General features: G+C 36.9%; 15 protein-coding genes. 11 read left to right on the plus strand and 4 right to left on the minus strand.

All coding sequences use genetic code 11. The features are described 5' to 3' along the window. Positions 1 to 11 precede the first annotated feature (11 nt). Genes fcpB through LEP1GSC049_RS220770 form a run of 3 tightly spaced genes read left to right on the plus strand, consistent with a single transcriptional unit; the run spans position 12 to position 2,075 of the window. The gene (fcpB, locus tag LEP1GSC049_RS220780; RefSeq protein WP_004752387.1) at positions 12 to 842 is read left to right on the plus strand and encodes a flagellar-coiling protein FcpB; all 831 of its coding nucleotides are present in this window, start codon (positions 12 to 14) and stop codon (positions 840 to 842) included. Between the two features lie 60 nt (positions 843 to 902). Beyond that, positions 903 to 1,289 carry a hypothetical protein gene (locus LEP1GSC049_RS220775; RefSeq protein WP_004752027.1) on the plus strand — a complete coding sequence of 129 codons (387 nt, stop codon included), beginning with the start codon at positions 903 to 905 and terminating at the stop codon, positions 1,287 to 1,289. Between the two features lie 12 nt (positions 1,290 to 1,301). Continuing rightward, a complete protein-coding gene (locus LEP1GSC049_RS220770) occupies positions 1,302 to 2,075 on the plus strand; it encodes a 16S rRNA (uracil(1498)-N(3))-methyltransferase (RefSeq protein WP_004751927.1) in 774 nt (257 codons plus the stop codon). On the opposite strand, the gene impL63 is transcribed toward LEP1GSC049_RS220770, so the two are convergent. Next, positions 2,072 to 3,715: a cytoplasmic membrane protein ImpL63 gene (impL63, locus tag LEP1GSC049_RS220765; RefSeq protein WP_016560503.1), complete on the minus strand. Its 1,644-nt coding sequence runs from the start codon at positions 3,713 to 3,715 to the stop codon at positions 2,072 to 2,074. The two genes, LEP1GSC049_RS220770 and impL63, sit on opposite strands and share 4 nt — an antisense overlap. Positions 3,716 to 4,013: 298 nt before the next feature. On the opposite strand from impL63, the gene LEP1GSC049_RS220760 reads away from it, so the two are divergent. From LEP1GSC049_RS220760 to metW, 3 genes are all read left to right on the plus strand, one after another. Then, on the plus strand, positions 4,014 to 5,318 hold the full coding sequence (locus LEP1GSC049_RS220760; RefSeq protein ID WP_016560458.1) for an O-acetylhomoserine aminocarboxypropyltransferase/cysteine synthase family protein: 1,305 nt from the start codon (positions 4,014 to 4,016) through the stop codon (positions 5,316 to 5,318). 249 nt (positions 5,319 to 5,567) lie between these two features. After that, positions 5,568 to 6,668: a homoserine O-acetyltransferase MetX gene (gene metX / locus LEP1GSC049_RS220755; protein WP_004752079.1), complete on the plus strand. Its 1,101-nt coding sequence runs from the start codon at positions 5,568 to 5,570 to the stop codon at positions 6,666 to 6,668. A 3-nt stretch (positions 6,669 to 6,671) separates the two neighbouring features. Then, a complete protein-coding gene (metW, locus tag LEP1GSC049_RS220750; protein ID WP_004752437.1) occupies positions 6,672 to 7,289 on the plus strand; it encodes a methionine biosynthesis protein MetW in 618 nt (205 codons plus the stop codon). A gap of 4 nt (positions 7,290 to 7,293) precedes the next feature. On the opposite strand, the gene LEP1GSC049_RS220745 is transcribed toward metW, so the two are convergent. After that, on the minus strand, positions 7,294 to 8,349 hold the full coding sequence (locus LEP1GSC049_RS220745; protein WP_004751983.1) for a D-alanine--D-alanine ligase: 1,056 nt from the start codon (positions 8,347 to 8,349) through the stop codon (positions 7,294 to 7,296). Between LEP1GSC049_RS220745 and LEP1GSC049_RS220740 the strand changes: the two genes are divergently transcribed. From LEP1GSC049_RS220740 to LEP1GSC049_RS220720, 5 genes are all read left to right on the plus strand, one after another. Then, positions 8,305 to 9,771, plus strand: coding sequence for a hypothetical protein (locus tag LEP1GSC049_RS220740; RefSeq protein WP_016750273.1), 1,467 nt, complete (start codon positions 8,305 to 8,307; stop codon positions 9,769 to 9,771). The two genes, LEP1GSC049_RS220745 and LEP1GSC049_RS220740, sit on opposite strands and share 45 nt — an antisense overlap. Beyond that, positions 9,768 to 10,547, plus strand: a complete 780-nt coding sequence (locus tag LEP1GSC049_RS220735) for an MlaE family ABC transporter permease (RefSeq protein WP_004770739.1) — start codon at positions 9,768 to 9,770, stop codon at positions 10,545 to 10,547. The genes LEP1GSC049_RS220740 and LEP1GSC049_RS220735 overlap by 4 nt, the downstream gene beginning before the upstream one ends. A 1-nt stretch (position 10,548) precedes the next feature. Beyond that, positions 10,549 to 11,316, plus strand: coding sequence for an ABC transporter ATP-binding protein (locus tag LEP1GSC049_RS220730; protein WP_004752581.1), 768 nt, complete (start codon positions 10,549 to 10,551; stop codon positions 11,314 to 11,316). 29 nt (positions 11,317 to 11,345) lie between these two features. Further along, positions 11,346 to 12,086, plus strand: coding sequence for a mammalian cell entry protein Mce (gene mce, locus LEP1GSC049_RS220725; protein WP_004752299.1), 741 nt, complete (start codon positions 11,346 to 11,348; stop codon positions 12,084 to 12,086). A gap of 103 nt (positions 12,087 to 12,189) precedes the next feature. Then, entirely contained in the window at positions 12,190 to 13,080 is an 891-nt protein-coding gene (locus LEP1GSC049_RS220720) for an NAD(P)-dependent oxidoreductase (RefSeq protein WP_080591230.1), read from the plus strand. Here the strand turns inward: LEP1GSC049_RS220720 and LEP1GSC049_RS220715 are convergent. Together LEP1GSC049_RS220715 and LEP1GSC049_RS220710 are read right to left on the minus strand one after the other, a co-directional pair. Beyond that, positions 13,040 to 13,588, minus strand: coding sequence for a GDYXXLXY domain-containing protein (locus tag LEP1GSC049_RS220715; protein WP_004752435.1), 549 nt, complete (start codon positions 13,586 to 13,588; stop codon positions 13,040 to 13,042). The two genes, LEP1GSC049_RS220720 and LEP1GSC049_RS220715, sit on opposite strands and share 41 nt — an antisense overlap. After that, a complete protein-coding gene (locus LEP1GSC049_RS220710; RefSeq protein WP_004767787.1) occupies positions 13,585 to 14,769 on the minus strand; it encodes a DUF2157 domain-containing protein in 1,185 nt (394 codons plus the stop codon). The genes LEP1GSC049_RS220715 and LEP1GSC049_RS220710 overlap by 4 nt, the downstream gene beginning before the upstream one ends. Positions 14,770 to 14,844 lie beyond the last annotated feature (75 nt).

Below are 14,844 nucleotides of genomic sequence, written 5' to 3' on the forward strand. Positions count from 1 at the left end.
GGACAAGGGGAATGAAACTTCAAAAGCTATTTTTAGCAGTTTTAATTGCAATTTCGACCGCGGTATTTTCTCAGCAAAATTCCGGATCCGATCAAAAATCACAACCATCCAGTGCTCAGTTAGGCCAATCCATTCTGGAAACTGAGAAAAAACTAGATGAAAAAATTTTCGAACTGAATCAAAGACTAACGCGTCATACGGTTCTTATGAAAATGAAAGTCAGAGTTCTTCCTTTCAGAACGGTTCTGTTTAAAGGAAAAGCAAATAATGACGAGTGTACACCCGCAATCAACCAAGAAGACCCAGCAAATAATTGCATTCGTGTCGAGGTCTACGACTTTATTCGAGACGAAGAAAGAGGTTTGAACAAAAATGTTCAAGGGGCTCTTGCGAAATATATGGAGATCTACTTTGAAGGTCAAAATAGCAATGATCCAGAACCTAGAACAGAACCTCCTAGAAACATCAACAAACTGAAATCTAAGATCTATAAGAATAATATGGTATTGGAAGATAAGATCATATCCGAAGTGATGGACAGAGGACCAAACACTCAACCGTCTCACAACGATAAGGTGGAAGTATTCTTTCAAAAAGACAATTACCCAGAATACGGTCGTCCTGAAACTCCATCCGAAAAAGGTGTTGGTAAATACATTCTTGCAGGTGTAGAAAATACAAAAACCCATCCGATTCGGAACTCTTTCAAAAAAGAATTCTATATCAAACACCTAGATCAGTTTGACAGACTCTTTACTAAAATTTTCGACTACAACGACCAGTTAGGAAACGAAAACTACAAAGAGAACGTGGACGCCTTAAAGGATTCCCTCCGCTATTAAAAAGTGCGAACCATTCTCCCTTGTCCCCGATGCCGGACGGAACTCAGAATCCCAAATGATTTGGGAAAACTGACCGTTCGGTGTCCGCGGTGTTATGAATCGTTTTTATTCGATCCAGAAATAGCCCGTTTACAGGGTTTTGAAAAAGATTCTAAAGAAGACAATCCTTATCTCAAAAGTTCGATTCGTTTATTTTGGGAAAATCTAAATCAAACACTTTTGAATTTTAAATCTAAATTCAAAAATTCGCATCTACTTTATCAAACTCCGGGTAAAAGACTTGCTAGAAATTTTTTATTATTACTTTTAGCAATTGGAATCGTTCGCACCTGTTTTTTTTCTCCGTTTGAGAATTTACAAAACTCAAACCCGTTTCCAGATCCCCCGGAAACTCAGCCTCAAGAAATTCAACCAGAAGAACAACCTACTCCCAAGTTTGAAATTTAATACGACTTCCTTTTGAATCTGCTCATTTGTAAAGAAGAATGGAGAATTGAAAAATCAAATCGATTTTCCATCCAAGATCCTAAAAAGATCAATCATATATGCAGTATTTTGAATAAACGAGAGGGAAATCGTTTAAAAGCGGGACTGATAGATACAAATTTGGGGCAATTCCTTCTTGAAGAAATAAATAAGAATCAAATCGTAGGGACCTATAAACCAATCTTAGTTCCATGCTCCCGTTTTCCGGAAGTACATATTCTAATGGCGATCAATCGACCTCCTACGGTTCGAAAAATTCTTCAGTTAGCAGGAACTTGGGGAATTACATCGATCCATTTTTTTATCAGTAAAAATTCTAGAAAAGATTATCTAACCTCCCCCATTTGGAACCAAGACGAAATCGAATCCGAACTTTTAGAAGGTATGGAACAAGGAAAAAATATATTTCTTCCTAAGGTGTGTTTCGACTTTCAAAATCAAATCGAAAATATTCTTACAAAAAAATTGAAAGAATTAGACTTTACGTTTCGTTTTGTTTTAGATCGAAAAGGTTTTACTTTTACCCAGATGTTTAAAGAAAAAAAATTAGATTCAAATTTTGGAATGTATTCTAAAATACCTCGTATTTTAGCCGCGATCGGTCCGGAAAGTGGATTTGTTCCAAACGAAATCGATTTTTGGAAACGTTTCGGTTTCAAAAAATTAAATCTTTCCGATCGAGTTCTTCGTACAGAAACAGCTTTTGCATTTTTACTCGCAAGACTTGAAGAAAAAATACTTTTTTAAAAAGATAAACCACCGGAAAATAATATCTTCTGTTCGTCTTGGGCTTCGTATTGACTAGAAGCCGTATCATAAACCCATTTACGTATATTCTGAAGCCTAACTGTTACAAGCCCCAAATTGATCGCCAATTCTAAGGCCCCTTGAGATCGATCGTCTAATTTAAAAGCTTCTTTATTTTGATCAAAAGCTTTTTTCATATAATATCCATTAATTAGGAACATACTTCCAAGCGGAATATAAACTCCTAAAAATACTCTAGAGTTATTCGGCCCGGAATAATTCTCGTAATTCGATTCAATCGCAAATCTATAAAAGTTGAATAATACAGTTGTAAAATGTCCTTTTATCTTAGATCCATCCGGATCGGCTAATTTTGCGGCTTCTAATTTAGTCTGCGGAATATGACTTTGTAAATTACTCTGAAACCTTTCCAATTCGTAAAAACTATCAAAATACATAGGAATATACGTTGCAGTCATATTTCTATATTCAGGTTTTATTTGTACATAAATGTCCTTTCCACCCAATCGAAGAATCGCTCCGTAATGTGTACCTTTTGCGTTTTCTATCTGTTTGATTTTATTTACGTCGTAATAGGGAGTCAGTTCTATATATTTCGCACTGAGTAATTTATATTCGAAATCGAAACCAGTGATCGAAAGTCTTTCCGTAGACTTGACGAGTGGATTGTCGTTTTCATCCACTCTCAATTTTCCAGTCGTATCAAACTTAAGTTCCGAAGGGGCTTTGGTATCAAACGCAGTCGTATAACCAATTGCAAACCGGTTAACCCAATTATCTTGATTAAATATTTCTTTTAAATTTTGAGGTTTTTCCGGTTTTTTATCCACAGGAATCATCTCTTCTTTTTTTTGCTGCGTCTTCTGATCCTCGATCAAAGCGCGATAAGATTCCTTTTCTTCCGCCCCTACTTCTTCATAAACTTTTCTTCTTCCAGCCTCGTCCGCTACGTTTCCTTGTGCGATTGTCATCATCGTCAAAAATTTGGACCGGCCGGTAACAATATCAAAAAGTTTATATCCAACGGCAAAGGGCCGGATATAAATCCTTGCTGAACTGACTTCTCTCGTATAGATCGAATTAGAAAATACCTGCACTCCTCCAAAGTCACTGTTTATATCTGCTTGAAGACCTACGTTATACACATCCAAACGTTGATTGTTTACGTACCGGTTTACGATCGTTCCGTGACCTATATAACCATCGAATAGTTTTCCTAAATATGCAGAATATGTAATTTCTCCGGGAGTGTATTTTCCATACTGACCAAACCAAATATTATTGATCAATCTAAGATAATCGCTTTTTTCATTGTAATCGAAAGACCTAAGTTTTCCGATCCTAGAATTTTCTTGTTTCGGCTCCGTATCGTAGATCAAAAAATTTAAAGGTAAAGTCAGAGAGGCTCCGAAATCGCCTCCGAAGTTCAAATTGACGGTAGGCGCCACATAGAGATAATAATCTTTCTGATATTTATTGATCCCAAGGTCATAAGTAAACGGCTCTGTGGGATGCATATACTGTCTACCCGGTGGAATCCAAAGTTGTGCTTGAATTCCAGTTTGGATTCCAAAGAAAAGAAATAAAAATAGGAAAAGGTATTTAGAACGTTTGGTCATGTCAGATTGATTTAAACCGAAAATTCCTTAGAAAATCCCGCTACACTCTCCTTACAAATAAAGTCTTACTTAATTTTCGGAAAGAAATGAAGATCAATTTCTAAAAATTCAACCCATTTCAACCTCATTCAGCGACTTTACAGTCTTAGTGTTAAATAGAATCAAAAAGGATTAGAATTGCAAAGGAAATTTTTTTGAATCTCATTCGCACAAACAGAATTCAATTTCAATATAACGGATTTTAGTTTGACTTCTAGACAAAAATTCTCAGAATACGAAAAAGGAGAACTAAAATCAAATGCCTAGAAATTATAAGCCAGAGACAATTGCGCTTCACGGAGGTCAATCTCCAGACCCTTCTACTTTATCTAGGGCGGTTCCAATTTATCAAACTACATCCTATGTGCTCAAGAACACTGAACATGCAGCTAAACTTTTCGGCTTACAAGAATTCGGAAATATCTATACAAGAATCATGAACCCTACCACCGACGTTCTTGAACAAAGAATCGCCGCTTTAGAAGGTGGGGTCGCAGCGCTTGCTACCGCTTCCGGTCAAGCTGCGGAAACTCTCGCACTATTGAACATAGTAGAAGCTGGTCAAGAAATTGTTGCTTCCTCTTCCCTTTACGGCGGAACTTATAACCTTCTTCATTATACGTTTCCTAAATTAGGAATCAAAGTACACTTTGTAGATCCTTCCGATCCTGAAAATTTTCGCAAAGCGGTCAATGATAAAACCAGAGCATTTTACGCAGAAACATTAGGAAATCCTAAATTAGATACTTTAAATATAGAAACAATTGCAAAAGTTGCACACGATTCAGAGGTTCCTTTGGTAATAGATAATACTTTACCCTCTCCCTATTTAGTGAATCCGATCGAACACGGTGCAGATATTGTAGTTCATTCTCTAACTAAATTTTTAGGAGGACATGGGACTTCAATTGGAGGTATTATAGTCGATTCCGGTAAGTTCAATTGGGGAAACGGAAAGTTTAAAAATTTTACAGAACCAGATCCTAGTTATCACGGTTTAAAGTTCTGGGAAGTTTTTGGTAAGTTCGAACCCTTCGGAGGAGTAAATATCGCTTACATCCTCAAGGCAAAAGTACAAGGACTTCGTGATACGGGTGCCTCTATTTCCCCTTTTAACGCCTGGCAAATTTTACAAGGTGTGGAGACTCTTCCTCTTAGAATGCGCAAACATTCTGAAAACGCTCTTGCAGTCGCAGAATATCTCGCCAAACATCCTAAAGTTTCTTGGGTAAACTACCCAGGTTTAAAAACGGATAAGAACTATTCTATTGCAAAGAAATATCATAAAAAAGATCTTTACGGTGCTATTCTAGGTTTTGGGGTTAAGGGTGGAGCCGTAGAAGCGAAAAAATTCATAGATGGACTAGAATTATTTTCTCTTTTGGCAAACGTCGGAGATGCAAAATCTTTGGCGATCCATCCAGCATCTACAACTCATCAACAGTTGACTCCAGAAGAACAACTTTCAGCCGGAGTCACCCCTGACTTTGTTCGTCTTTCCGTCGGTTTAGAAAATATAGAAGACATTCTATTTGATATAGAGGAAGCTCTGAAGAAAGTTTGATAGAAAAAGATTCTAATTTTCTTATATTTCAAAGTAGTTTCTTTTATTTATCTATAGAAAGTAAGTTTTTAGCAATAGAGGAATAACTTAAATGAAGTTTAATCACGAACTGGATCGTCCAAAATTTTAATCGATTTAAATGAAATTTAATCTGTGGAAACTTATTCTTACTCTATGTTTGAAAACCAGTTTCTTTTGAAGTTTTAATTAAAAAAATTTTTTCAGAGAAAAAGGTTATCACTAAATTTTATGAATGAAACTGGATCCATCGGAATCATTGAAACGAAATACGCAGAGTTTAAAGAACTTACTTTGAACAACGGGTCCGTTTTATCTCCGGTTGTAATTGCCTATGAAACTTATGGTACCCTTTCTCCTTCTAAAAATAACGCGATCTTAATCTGCCACGCTCTGTCTGGAGATGCTCACGCAGCAGGTTATCACTCCGAGTCAGATAAAAAACCGGGTTGGTGGGACGACTATATCGGACCCGGAAAATCCTTCGATACCAATCAATATTTTATTATCTGCTCCAATGTAATCGGAGGTTGTAAAGGTTCTTCTGGTCCTCTTTCTATTCATCCAGAAACTGGTACTCCTTACGGTTCTCGTTTTCCTTTCGTTTCTATTCAAGATATGGTGAAGGCACAAAAACTTTTAGTTGAATTTTTAGGAATTGAAAAACTTTTCTGTGTCGCCGGCGGCTCTATGGGTGGAATGCAAGCCTTAGAATGGAGCATTGCTTATCCCAATTCACTTTTCAATTGTATCGTAATGGCTTCTACTGCAGAACATTCTGCAATGCAGATAGCTTTTAATGAAGTAGGAAGACAAGCAATCTTATCCGATCCAAATTGGAAAAACGGTCTCTATGATGAAAACTCACCTCGTAAAGGTTTGGCTCTTGCCAGAATGGTAGGACATATCACTTATCTTTCGGACGATAAAATGAGAGAAAAATTTGGCAGAAACCCTCCTAGAGGAAACATACTTTCCACTGACTTTGCAGTTGGAAGTTATCTCATCTATCAAGGAGAAAGTTTCGTGGATCGTTTCGATGCGAACTCTTATATCTACGTAACGAAAGCCTTGGATCATTACAGTCTTGGAAAAGGGAAGGAATTGACCGCTGCTCTTTCTAATGCAACTTGTAGATTTTTAGTTGTATCTTACAGTTCCGACTGGTTATATCCTCCGGCCCAGTCCAGAGAAATTGTAAAGTCTTTAGAAGCCGCCGATAAACGTGTGTTCTACGTAGAACTTCAATCCGGAGAAGGTCACGATTCTTTTCTTTTAAAAAACCCAAAACAAATCGAAATTCTAAAAGGATTTTTAGAAAATCCAAATTAATTCATGACTCCTCTTGAAAAAAAAACATCCATCGATCTGGCTTTGAAAGAAAGACCGGACTTCGCCTACATTCTCAACTTGATTCCTTCTGGCTCGAGAGTTTTAGATTTAGGATGTGGAAACGGAACGTTACTCTATCTTTTAAAAGAAAAAGGAATTCGAGGTCAGGGAATCGAAAAAGACGAAGACTGTATCGTAGAATGTATCCAACGAGGAGTCTACGTTCATCATGGAGATATTGACGAAGGTTTAGAACATCATCAAGATAAACGTTTTGATTACGTGGTTCTCAACCAAACGATTCAAGAAACTAGAAACCCAGGAGAAATTTTAAAAGAATCGTTGCGGATCGGTAAAAAAGTAATCGTAGCGTTTCCAAACTTCGGGCACTGGAACGTTCGCTGGAAAATTTTGACCACGGGTAAAACCCCTGTAACGGATTTGCTTCCCTATCGCTGGTTCAATACTCCTAACCTTCATTTTCTTTCGGTTCTGGATTTTATAGAATTTTGCGAAATCCAAAAATTTAAGATCGAAGACAGGGCCTACTTCAGAGACTTATCCCGAGTTCGTTTTCGCCCCAACTTCTTTTCTAAACTTGCTCTTTTTGTAATATCCTAATTTTCTAATAAAGAGAACGTTTTAATCCAATTTCTATCAGATCGGAAAAAACTTCTTCCATAGAAATCCCAGCCGCTTTGGCCTGTTGAGGAATTAAACTCGTTTCCGTCATTCCCGGTAACGTGTTGGTTTCTAAAATATGAGGTTCTTTGTTTACGATGATAAAATCGGTTCTAGAATATCCGTTACATCCTAAAGATTTATGCGCGGCTATAGCAAGTTCTTGAACACGTTTCATTTCTTGTTCCGAAATTCTTGCAGGTGTGATTTCATGAGAACCTCCTTGTTCGTATTTAGATTCGAAGTCAAAAAATTCTCCTCCAGGAACGATTTCAGTTGCGGGTAACGCGACCCTTTCGAATTTTCCGTCTCTGTATCTTTCTAAAACTCCGCAAGAAACTTCGATCCCTGCCAAAAATGACTGACTCATTACTTTAGAATCGGATTCAAACAAAAGTGTAAGTCTTTCTTTCAACTGTTCTTTATTTGTAATTTTATACGTAGAAACGCTAGAACCACCTTCCACCGGTTTTAAAAACTGTGGAAAACCTAGGGTTTCTAGTTTTGTAATCGCTGCCTCGGTAGAATTTAAATATTCTAATTTATCAATTTCAAAAAAAGGTGCTACCTTCTGACCAGATTGTAAAAATATCTGATTGGCCCTGGTCTTATCCATTGCGATCGCAGAAGCGAGAACTCCGGAACCGGTATAAGGAATTCCTAAAATTTCTAAAAACCCTTGGATCGTTCCGTCTTCTCCCTGACCTCCGTGAAGACCTAAAAAAACGATATTCGCATCCAAAGATAAAACCTGATCCGTTCTAGATACTCCGTATCTTTTTTGAAATTCTTCCTGAAACAAATCCGGAGAATTGGCCGCCTCAAACGGAATCGACATCCGATATTCGGAAGGAACGATCCAACCACCGTCCTTTGTTAAAAGAATGGGTTTGACCGAATGTCCCATTGTATTCAGTGTCTTACAAATAAAACATCCGGTTCGAATCGAAATACTGTGTTCCCTAGAACTTCCACCAAAAAAGACTGCAACCTTTGCCAAAAAAAATTCTCCTACGATTTCTATATAATCTTTAGAATCTTTTGCATCGTAATTATTCTTTTCTACTCTGAAAACATATTTTCAGAATATCCTTCTAAACCCGTGGGAGAATTCAAATCGGAGTATGATCAATTTTGGTTTTTGTATCAAAAGGAAATCAGAGCCGGAGAATCGGAAGTGATCTTTCGTCCGCTTTACTCCAGTTATAGAGAAGAAAAGTCAGCGTATCGTTTTCAAACGGTTCTTTATCCGATCTATTATAGCGAGGAAACAAAATACTGGAAGGTCTGGACTTTTCTATTTTTTTTTACAGGAACTTCTGCGTTACACGAAGACGTAGGAGAAGACTCAGACGTTTTAACTCCTCTTTTATTCTGGGGCTGGGGAGATACTGCGAGAGAAAAATACTTCGGCTTTTTTCCTTTAGCTGGAAAATTAAGAAACAAAATCGGTTATTCCGAACTGAGTTTTTTTCTTTTTCCTATTTATACAAATTGGAAATACAAAGACTATGAGGCTACCTCGATTCTATGGCCTTTCTTTTTATACGCTTCTTCCGAAACCAGAGAAGAACTTAGAATTTTTCCTTTGTATTCTAAAAAAGTTCATCGAGGTAAGTATGAACGTTATTCTATCTTGTGGCCCTTTTTTCAATGGGGAAGCACGTTTCAGGATAAAAAAGAACCGGTTCATTATAAACTTTTCTTTCCATTTTTTGGATTCAAAGATTCGGAAACCGGAAACATGAAGTCTAGAGGATTTTTGATCCTTCCACTTTTAGGTTCTCTATTCGGTTACGGATATGATAAACGAACGGGAGAGAAAGATTATAACGCGTTATTTTTTTTGTTTCAATACGGAACCAATCAGGACGAAGATTATCATAAATTTATACTATTCCCTTTTTTCGGACATTATAGATTCGCGTCTAAACAAACCACATTTATCACACCTCTTTACTTTCACTTACAGACGGACACATATCATATCCAATCGGACGATACATTTCTAATTCCATTTTACTTTTATTCTAAAAGAAAATACGTTCAATGGGATCGGGACGAAAGTTATCTAAAACTCTGGCCAATTTTTAAATATCAAAAAGACAGGGAAGGAAATCTAGTTTGGAATGTATTGTCCTTATTCCCGGTCAAATCCGAAGTAGTAGATAGAATCTGGGATCCTCTTTGGTCTTTAGTAGAATATCAAAAACTTTCCAACGGAGAAAAAAGGATTTCTATTTTGATGAGAGCTTATACACAAAGATGGACTGAAACGGAATTTCACGCGAGTATTCCTTTTATTCTAGAACTTTCAATCACTCCCGAAAAAACTTCCTGGAAATTCCTTTACGGTCTTATCGGTTATGAAAGAATCGAAACCAACCGGAATCTTCAACTACTTTGGTTTATCAAAATATGACAGAACCTATCAAAGAAAAACTCACTGAATTTTTCTATGCAAGTGGTTTTACGATTCTTTTAGTATATGAGAGTATTCTAAACCTTCCTTATAGCTTTTTCAAAAGAAAGGAAATTTTAGATCAGATGTATATCACAGGAGTCGGAAGTATCTCTGTGGTTTCGATAGTCGCCGTTTTTACCGGAATGATCATGTCGCTTAACACCGGACTGGGACTCAAAGACTTTGGTGCAGAAGGTCAGATCGGTCTTTTGATGACGATCACCCTTACCAGAGAAATGTCTCCTTTTATGACCGCGTTGATTCTCGCCGCTTCGATCGGTTCCGCCATGGCCGCGGAAATAGGAACGATGAAAGTTTCCGAAGAAGTGGATGCACTCGAAGTGATGTCTATCGATCCAGTGCGTTATTTGATCTTTCCTAGGATTTTAGGATTTTCGGTCATGGTACCGGTGTTATGCGTTTATTCTACCGCGCTTGGAATTTTAGGAGGAGCGATCGTAGGTTATTTTCAACTTGGAATCGACTACTTTACTTATTTTAGAGACGTGTTTGATCGAATCGCTTCAATTCCAGGTTTAAAAGATTTATATGTAGGAATTCTAAAAGGTTTTATATTTGGAATCATCGTATCTGCGATTTCTTGTTCGCACGGACTTAGAACATCCGGTGGAGCAATCGGAGTCGGTCGAGCCACAAGAGAATCCGTAGTCGCTTCATTTTTAATGGTGATCTTTACAGGTTATATGATCACCGCATTATTCTATAGAGATTGACATGGAACCTTTCGCAATCGAACTTAAAAACGTACATAAAACTTTCGGAAAAAGAAAGATCCTATCTGGAATGGACCTTCATGTAAAAAAAGGAGAAACCTTAGTAATTTTAGGTCCTTCCGGAACAGGTAAGTCGGTCACTCTCAAACATATCACTGGGCTTTTAGAACCAGACGCGGGGGATTGTTTTATCTTTGGGGAAAGTATTTCCAGAGTAAACTCCAAAGTAAAAAAGAAGCTACGTGCAAGAATGGGAGTTTTATTTCAGTCCGGAGCTTTAATCAACTGGCTGACAGTCTTTGATAACGTAGCCCTTCCTTTAAGAGAACACAAATTGGCTTCGGAAGAAAAAATCCAAGAAATCGTAATGGAAAAATTAAAATTAGTGGATATGGTAATCGCAAAAGATAATTTTCCGAACGATATATCCGGGGGTATGAAAAAAAGGGCGGGAATCGCAAGAGCGATTACTACCAATCCGGAAATTATTCTCTATGACGAACCTACTTCCGGTTTGGATCCTGTGATGTCTAACGTGATCAATGAACTTGTATTAAAAATCCAAAAAGAAACCGGGGCCGCACAAGTTGTAGTCACGCACGATATGTCCAGTGCTTACATGATCGCGGATCGAATCAGTTTTGTTTACAAAGGACAAATTGTATTTACTGGAACTCCCAAAGAAATTCAAAATTCAAACAATGAACTGATTCAACAATTTATTCACGGAAAAACCACAGGACCTATGATCTTAGAAACCAAATCGTAAAACTGCTTAATACATAAGGAGAATCTAATATGAATTCGTTACGTTATTTACTTGTAGGAATCATTTTTACAGCTGCAATTACCGTAGTCGGTTATTTTACAATTATCACGGAAGGTGGACCTATTAAAAAAAAGGGAGAGTTTATGAAAGTCACCTTTAGAAACGCGGAAGGAATCAAAGTGGGCAATAAGGTAACGGTTCAGGGGGTGCCTTTTGGTTACGTTTCCGCGATCAGATTGATTCAAATCGATGAAAATGGAACCGAGGTTCAGTCCGGCGAAATGGGAATTGGAACCAGAGTAGAAATTACTATGTTATTAAGAGAAAAAATCAGTCTCTATGACAACTACGATATCATCATTAAAAATGAAAGTCTTTTGACCGGACGTGTAATCGCAATTGATCCGGGCACCGCAGATCTGGAACCCAAACAACTTAAACCAAAAACAACTATGATAGACTATAAAACCACTGGTTCTCTGAAAGGTCGTGTATTACAAGATCCTTTGGTAAGTTTATCAGAACTGATTTCAGAAAACAGAGGTGATATTCGAAAAACATTTTCTAACATTGCAGATATTACCACTAAAATCAATACCGGAGACGGGAGTTTAGGAAGATTGATTAACAACGACGATGTTCATAAAAATGTGAACACGGTTCTGACAGATGCTCAAATCGTACTAAGAGAACTTAGAGAAGGGTTAGAAGATACAAGAGAACAGACTCCGGTTACAAGCTTCATCCGAGCCGCCTTAAGTGCTTTTTAATATGATAGGATTGTCTCAAGGCTGGAACAGATCTTCAGCTTGATTTCTCTTACAAATTTAATTAAGGTTTTGAACACGCTGTAAATTATTTTAATTCTATATTATGATTAACAAATATACAATATCTATTATAGGCACTGGAATTATGGGTCGAGGAATGGCGGCAAATCTCACAAAGGCCGGACATAATCTCAGGCTCTATGCAAGAAACGTTTCTAAAATCCAGGATTTAAAAAAAGATAACGTGCAAATTTTCGATTCTTCCGCGGAAGCCGCTAAAAACTCCGATTTAGTAGTTCTTTGTCTGACCGAAGATCAGATCGTAGAAAAGGAAACGATTGCCTCAGGACTTTTAGATACAAAACCTCCCATCTTAATCGACTGTGGAACCACCTCAATTTTTTTGACCTTGAAACTTTCTGAGTTATGTTCAGCAAAAAAAATTCGTTTTTACGATTCTCCTATGACGGGCTCTAAAAACGCAGCAAGGGACGGACAGATCCTTTTTATGATAGGTGCCAAACAAGAAGAAATAAAAGACATTCAATTCTTCTTTGAAGTTTGTGGTAAAAACGTAGTCTATTGCCAAAAAATAGGAGGAGGTCAAAAAGCAAAACTGGCACTTAACATGATTCAGGCAGGGATTTTTCAAGTTTATATGGAAGGTTTTGAACTTGTAAAAAATTCCGGATTGGATCCTTCGATACTGAAAGACATTCTTCTTCAATCCGCTGCTAAATCCGGAATTGCAGAATTCAAATTTCCTTATATATTTTCAGGAAACTACGAAACCCATTTTTCTTTAAAGAACATGAGAAAGGACGTTTATCATGCAATGGAACTCGCCAGAGAAAATCAAACGAACCTTTCCCTTTGTAAAAATCTTCCAGAAATCTACGATCTGGGAATGAACGCAGGTTATGCGGAAAATGATTTTTGCAGTTTAAACGAAGTCACAGCGAAGATCCGTCCTCCCAAATCAGAGAATCTGTAATTGCCTTTCCTTCCTGATCCACTTTTAAACGGATATGTACTTTTTCTTTTCTAAGTCGTTTTTCGTATTCTAGAGCTTTTTCTTCGTTCACATAAAAACGCTCGTTGTCTATTTTAAAACGCCCGTATTTGCAGGTTCCACGTAAATATACTTTACAAACACTTTTAACCTCTAAAGTTTCCTTGTTACAATCTTCTACAAAAAGCCCTTCGTTTTCATAAATCCTACCCAAGTGAGGATAACAAATACAATTCTTTCCGTCTGTATTCGATTGATTCAATATTTCATTTTTTTGTCTCTTACAAACACCACTAACTTCTTCAGTTTGAAACCCAATATTATATTGAAGATAGTGTCCCGAAAGTAGGTCTCTCGGATCATAACCAGTGATTGGTAAAATTAGTTCTTTTCCCCTAGTTTTAGTAAATTCTAAAGTTATAATCTCCGAAACAAAAAACAAGATCGGAAGCACCAAAGCAACAGGAAGAATTAATTTGAAAATTTTCATTCTCCTCCTCCTAATAAAATTCTTACTTTAGATCTATATTTTAAATATCCGATCGTAAGTAATATAATTAATAATCCAGAAATGATCAGTCCAAATCCAGTATAGGTAAGACTTCCAAATAAATCAAAATAAAAGAATAGAAATCGAATTCCTATAATTGCTAAAGAAAGATCGAAAATCTTTTTATGGTTTCGAAACGCGGATGCAATTGCCAACCAAAATAGAAGGAACAAAAAAGAAGGTAGCAACTGGATAGAATAATTCCAAATATATGCTCCTATTGCCTCTGCAGAATACACATAACGAAATGGATGTGGGAAACACAGTAAGAAAAATACAACCAAACCGATTGCCAAAGATCTTTTTTGATTAGAATCAATTTCAGAATTAGTAATTAGAAGATAGAAAACCGGAATTAGAATCAACAACCTACAAATTATATTCAGCCACGGAAACTGATAAACTATCCCGTTTTCTGTACCTGAGCCATCATAAAAACTAGAAAGATTTTGAAAAAACCCCATTGACCAAGTTCCAACAATCCAAAAAATTACGGTCCAAAAAAATAGAGTATTTTTTCTAGATTCCAAAACAAATTTTTCAGAAGCTAACCACAGTCCCGTAAAACCAATCAGAGAATAATAAAGATATTGAGTCCAGTAACTCTGATTTTGTCCCAAATGTTCCGGATCATCCTCCTGGATCCATCCAACCATAAAAATTTGAAACCCTAAAATCCAAAGATGTAAAAAAGTTTTAGAATCGGTCGCAATCAAAAACAAACAACTGAGTATACACCAAAGCATCGCCGCTTGATAATACTCTCCTTCTAAGTTGTACACCTGAGAAATCAGTCCAATCATTCCTAACATCAAAATCGAATATAGGACTATAAAAACTGTAAGTAGATTCAGATTTTCCCGTTTCCAAAAACATAGTCCTGCTACAAGAACAAGAACGGTAAGACCAAATCCTAATTTTACAAGATCATGAATTTCTTCCCAGTTAGCTGTAATAATCGCAATGACACCAATGCCGATAATTACCACTCCTAAAATGAGAAACGAATAGTATAAATACGGAGATTTTCGGTTTTCTTCGAAATTTAAAATCGCTTCCGATTGTTCAGAAGCGATCAGTCCCGCACCTACCCATCTTTTGAGTTTTTGTTCTAATCGCATAGATAGGAGACTTTAGAGAGAATTCAATCAAATACAAGAAGTTTTTTTAATCGGAAGAATCTGAACTCTTACTTT

The organism is Leptospira kirschneri serovar Cynopteri str. 3522 CT (assembly GCF_000243695.2).
GTDB lineage: Bacteria > Spirochaetota > Leptospiria > Leptospirales > Leptospiraceae > Leptospira > Leptospira kirschneri.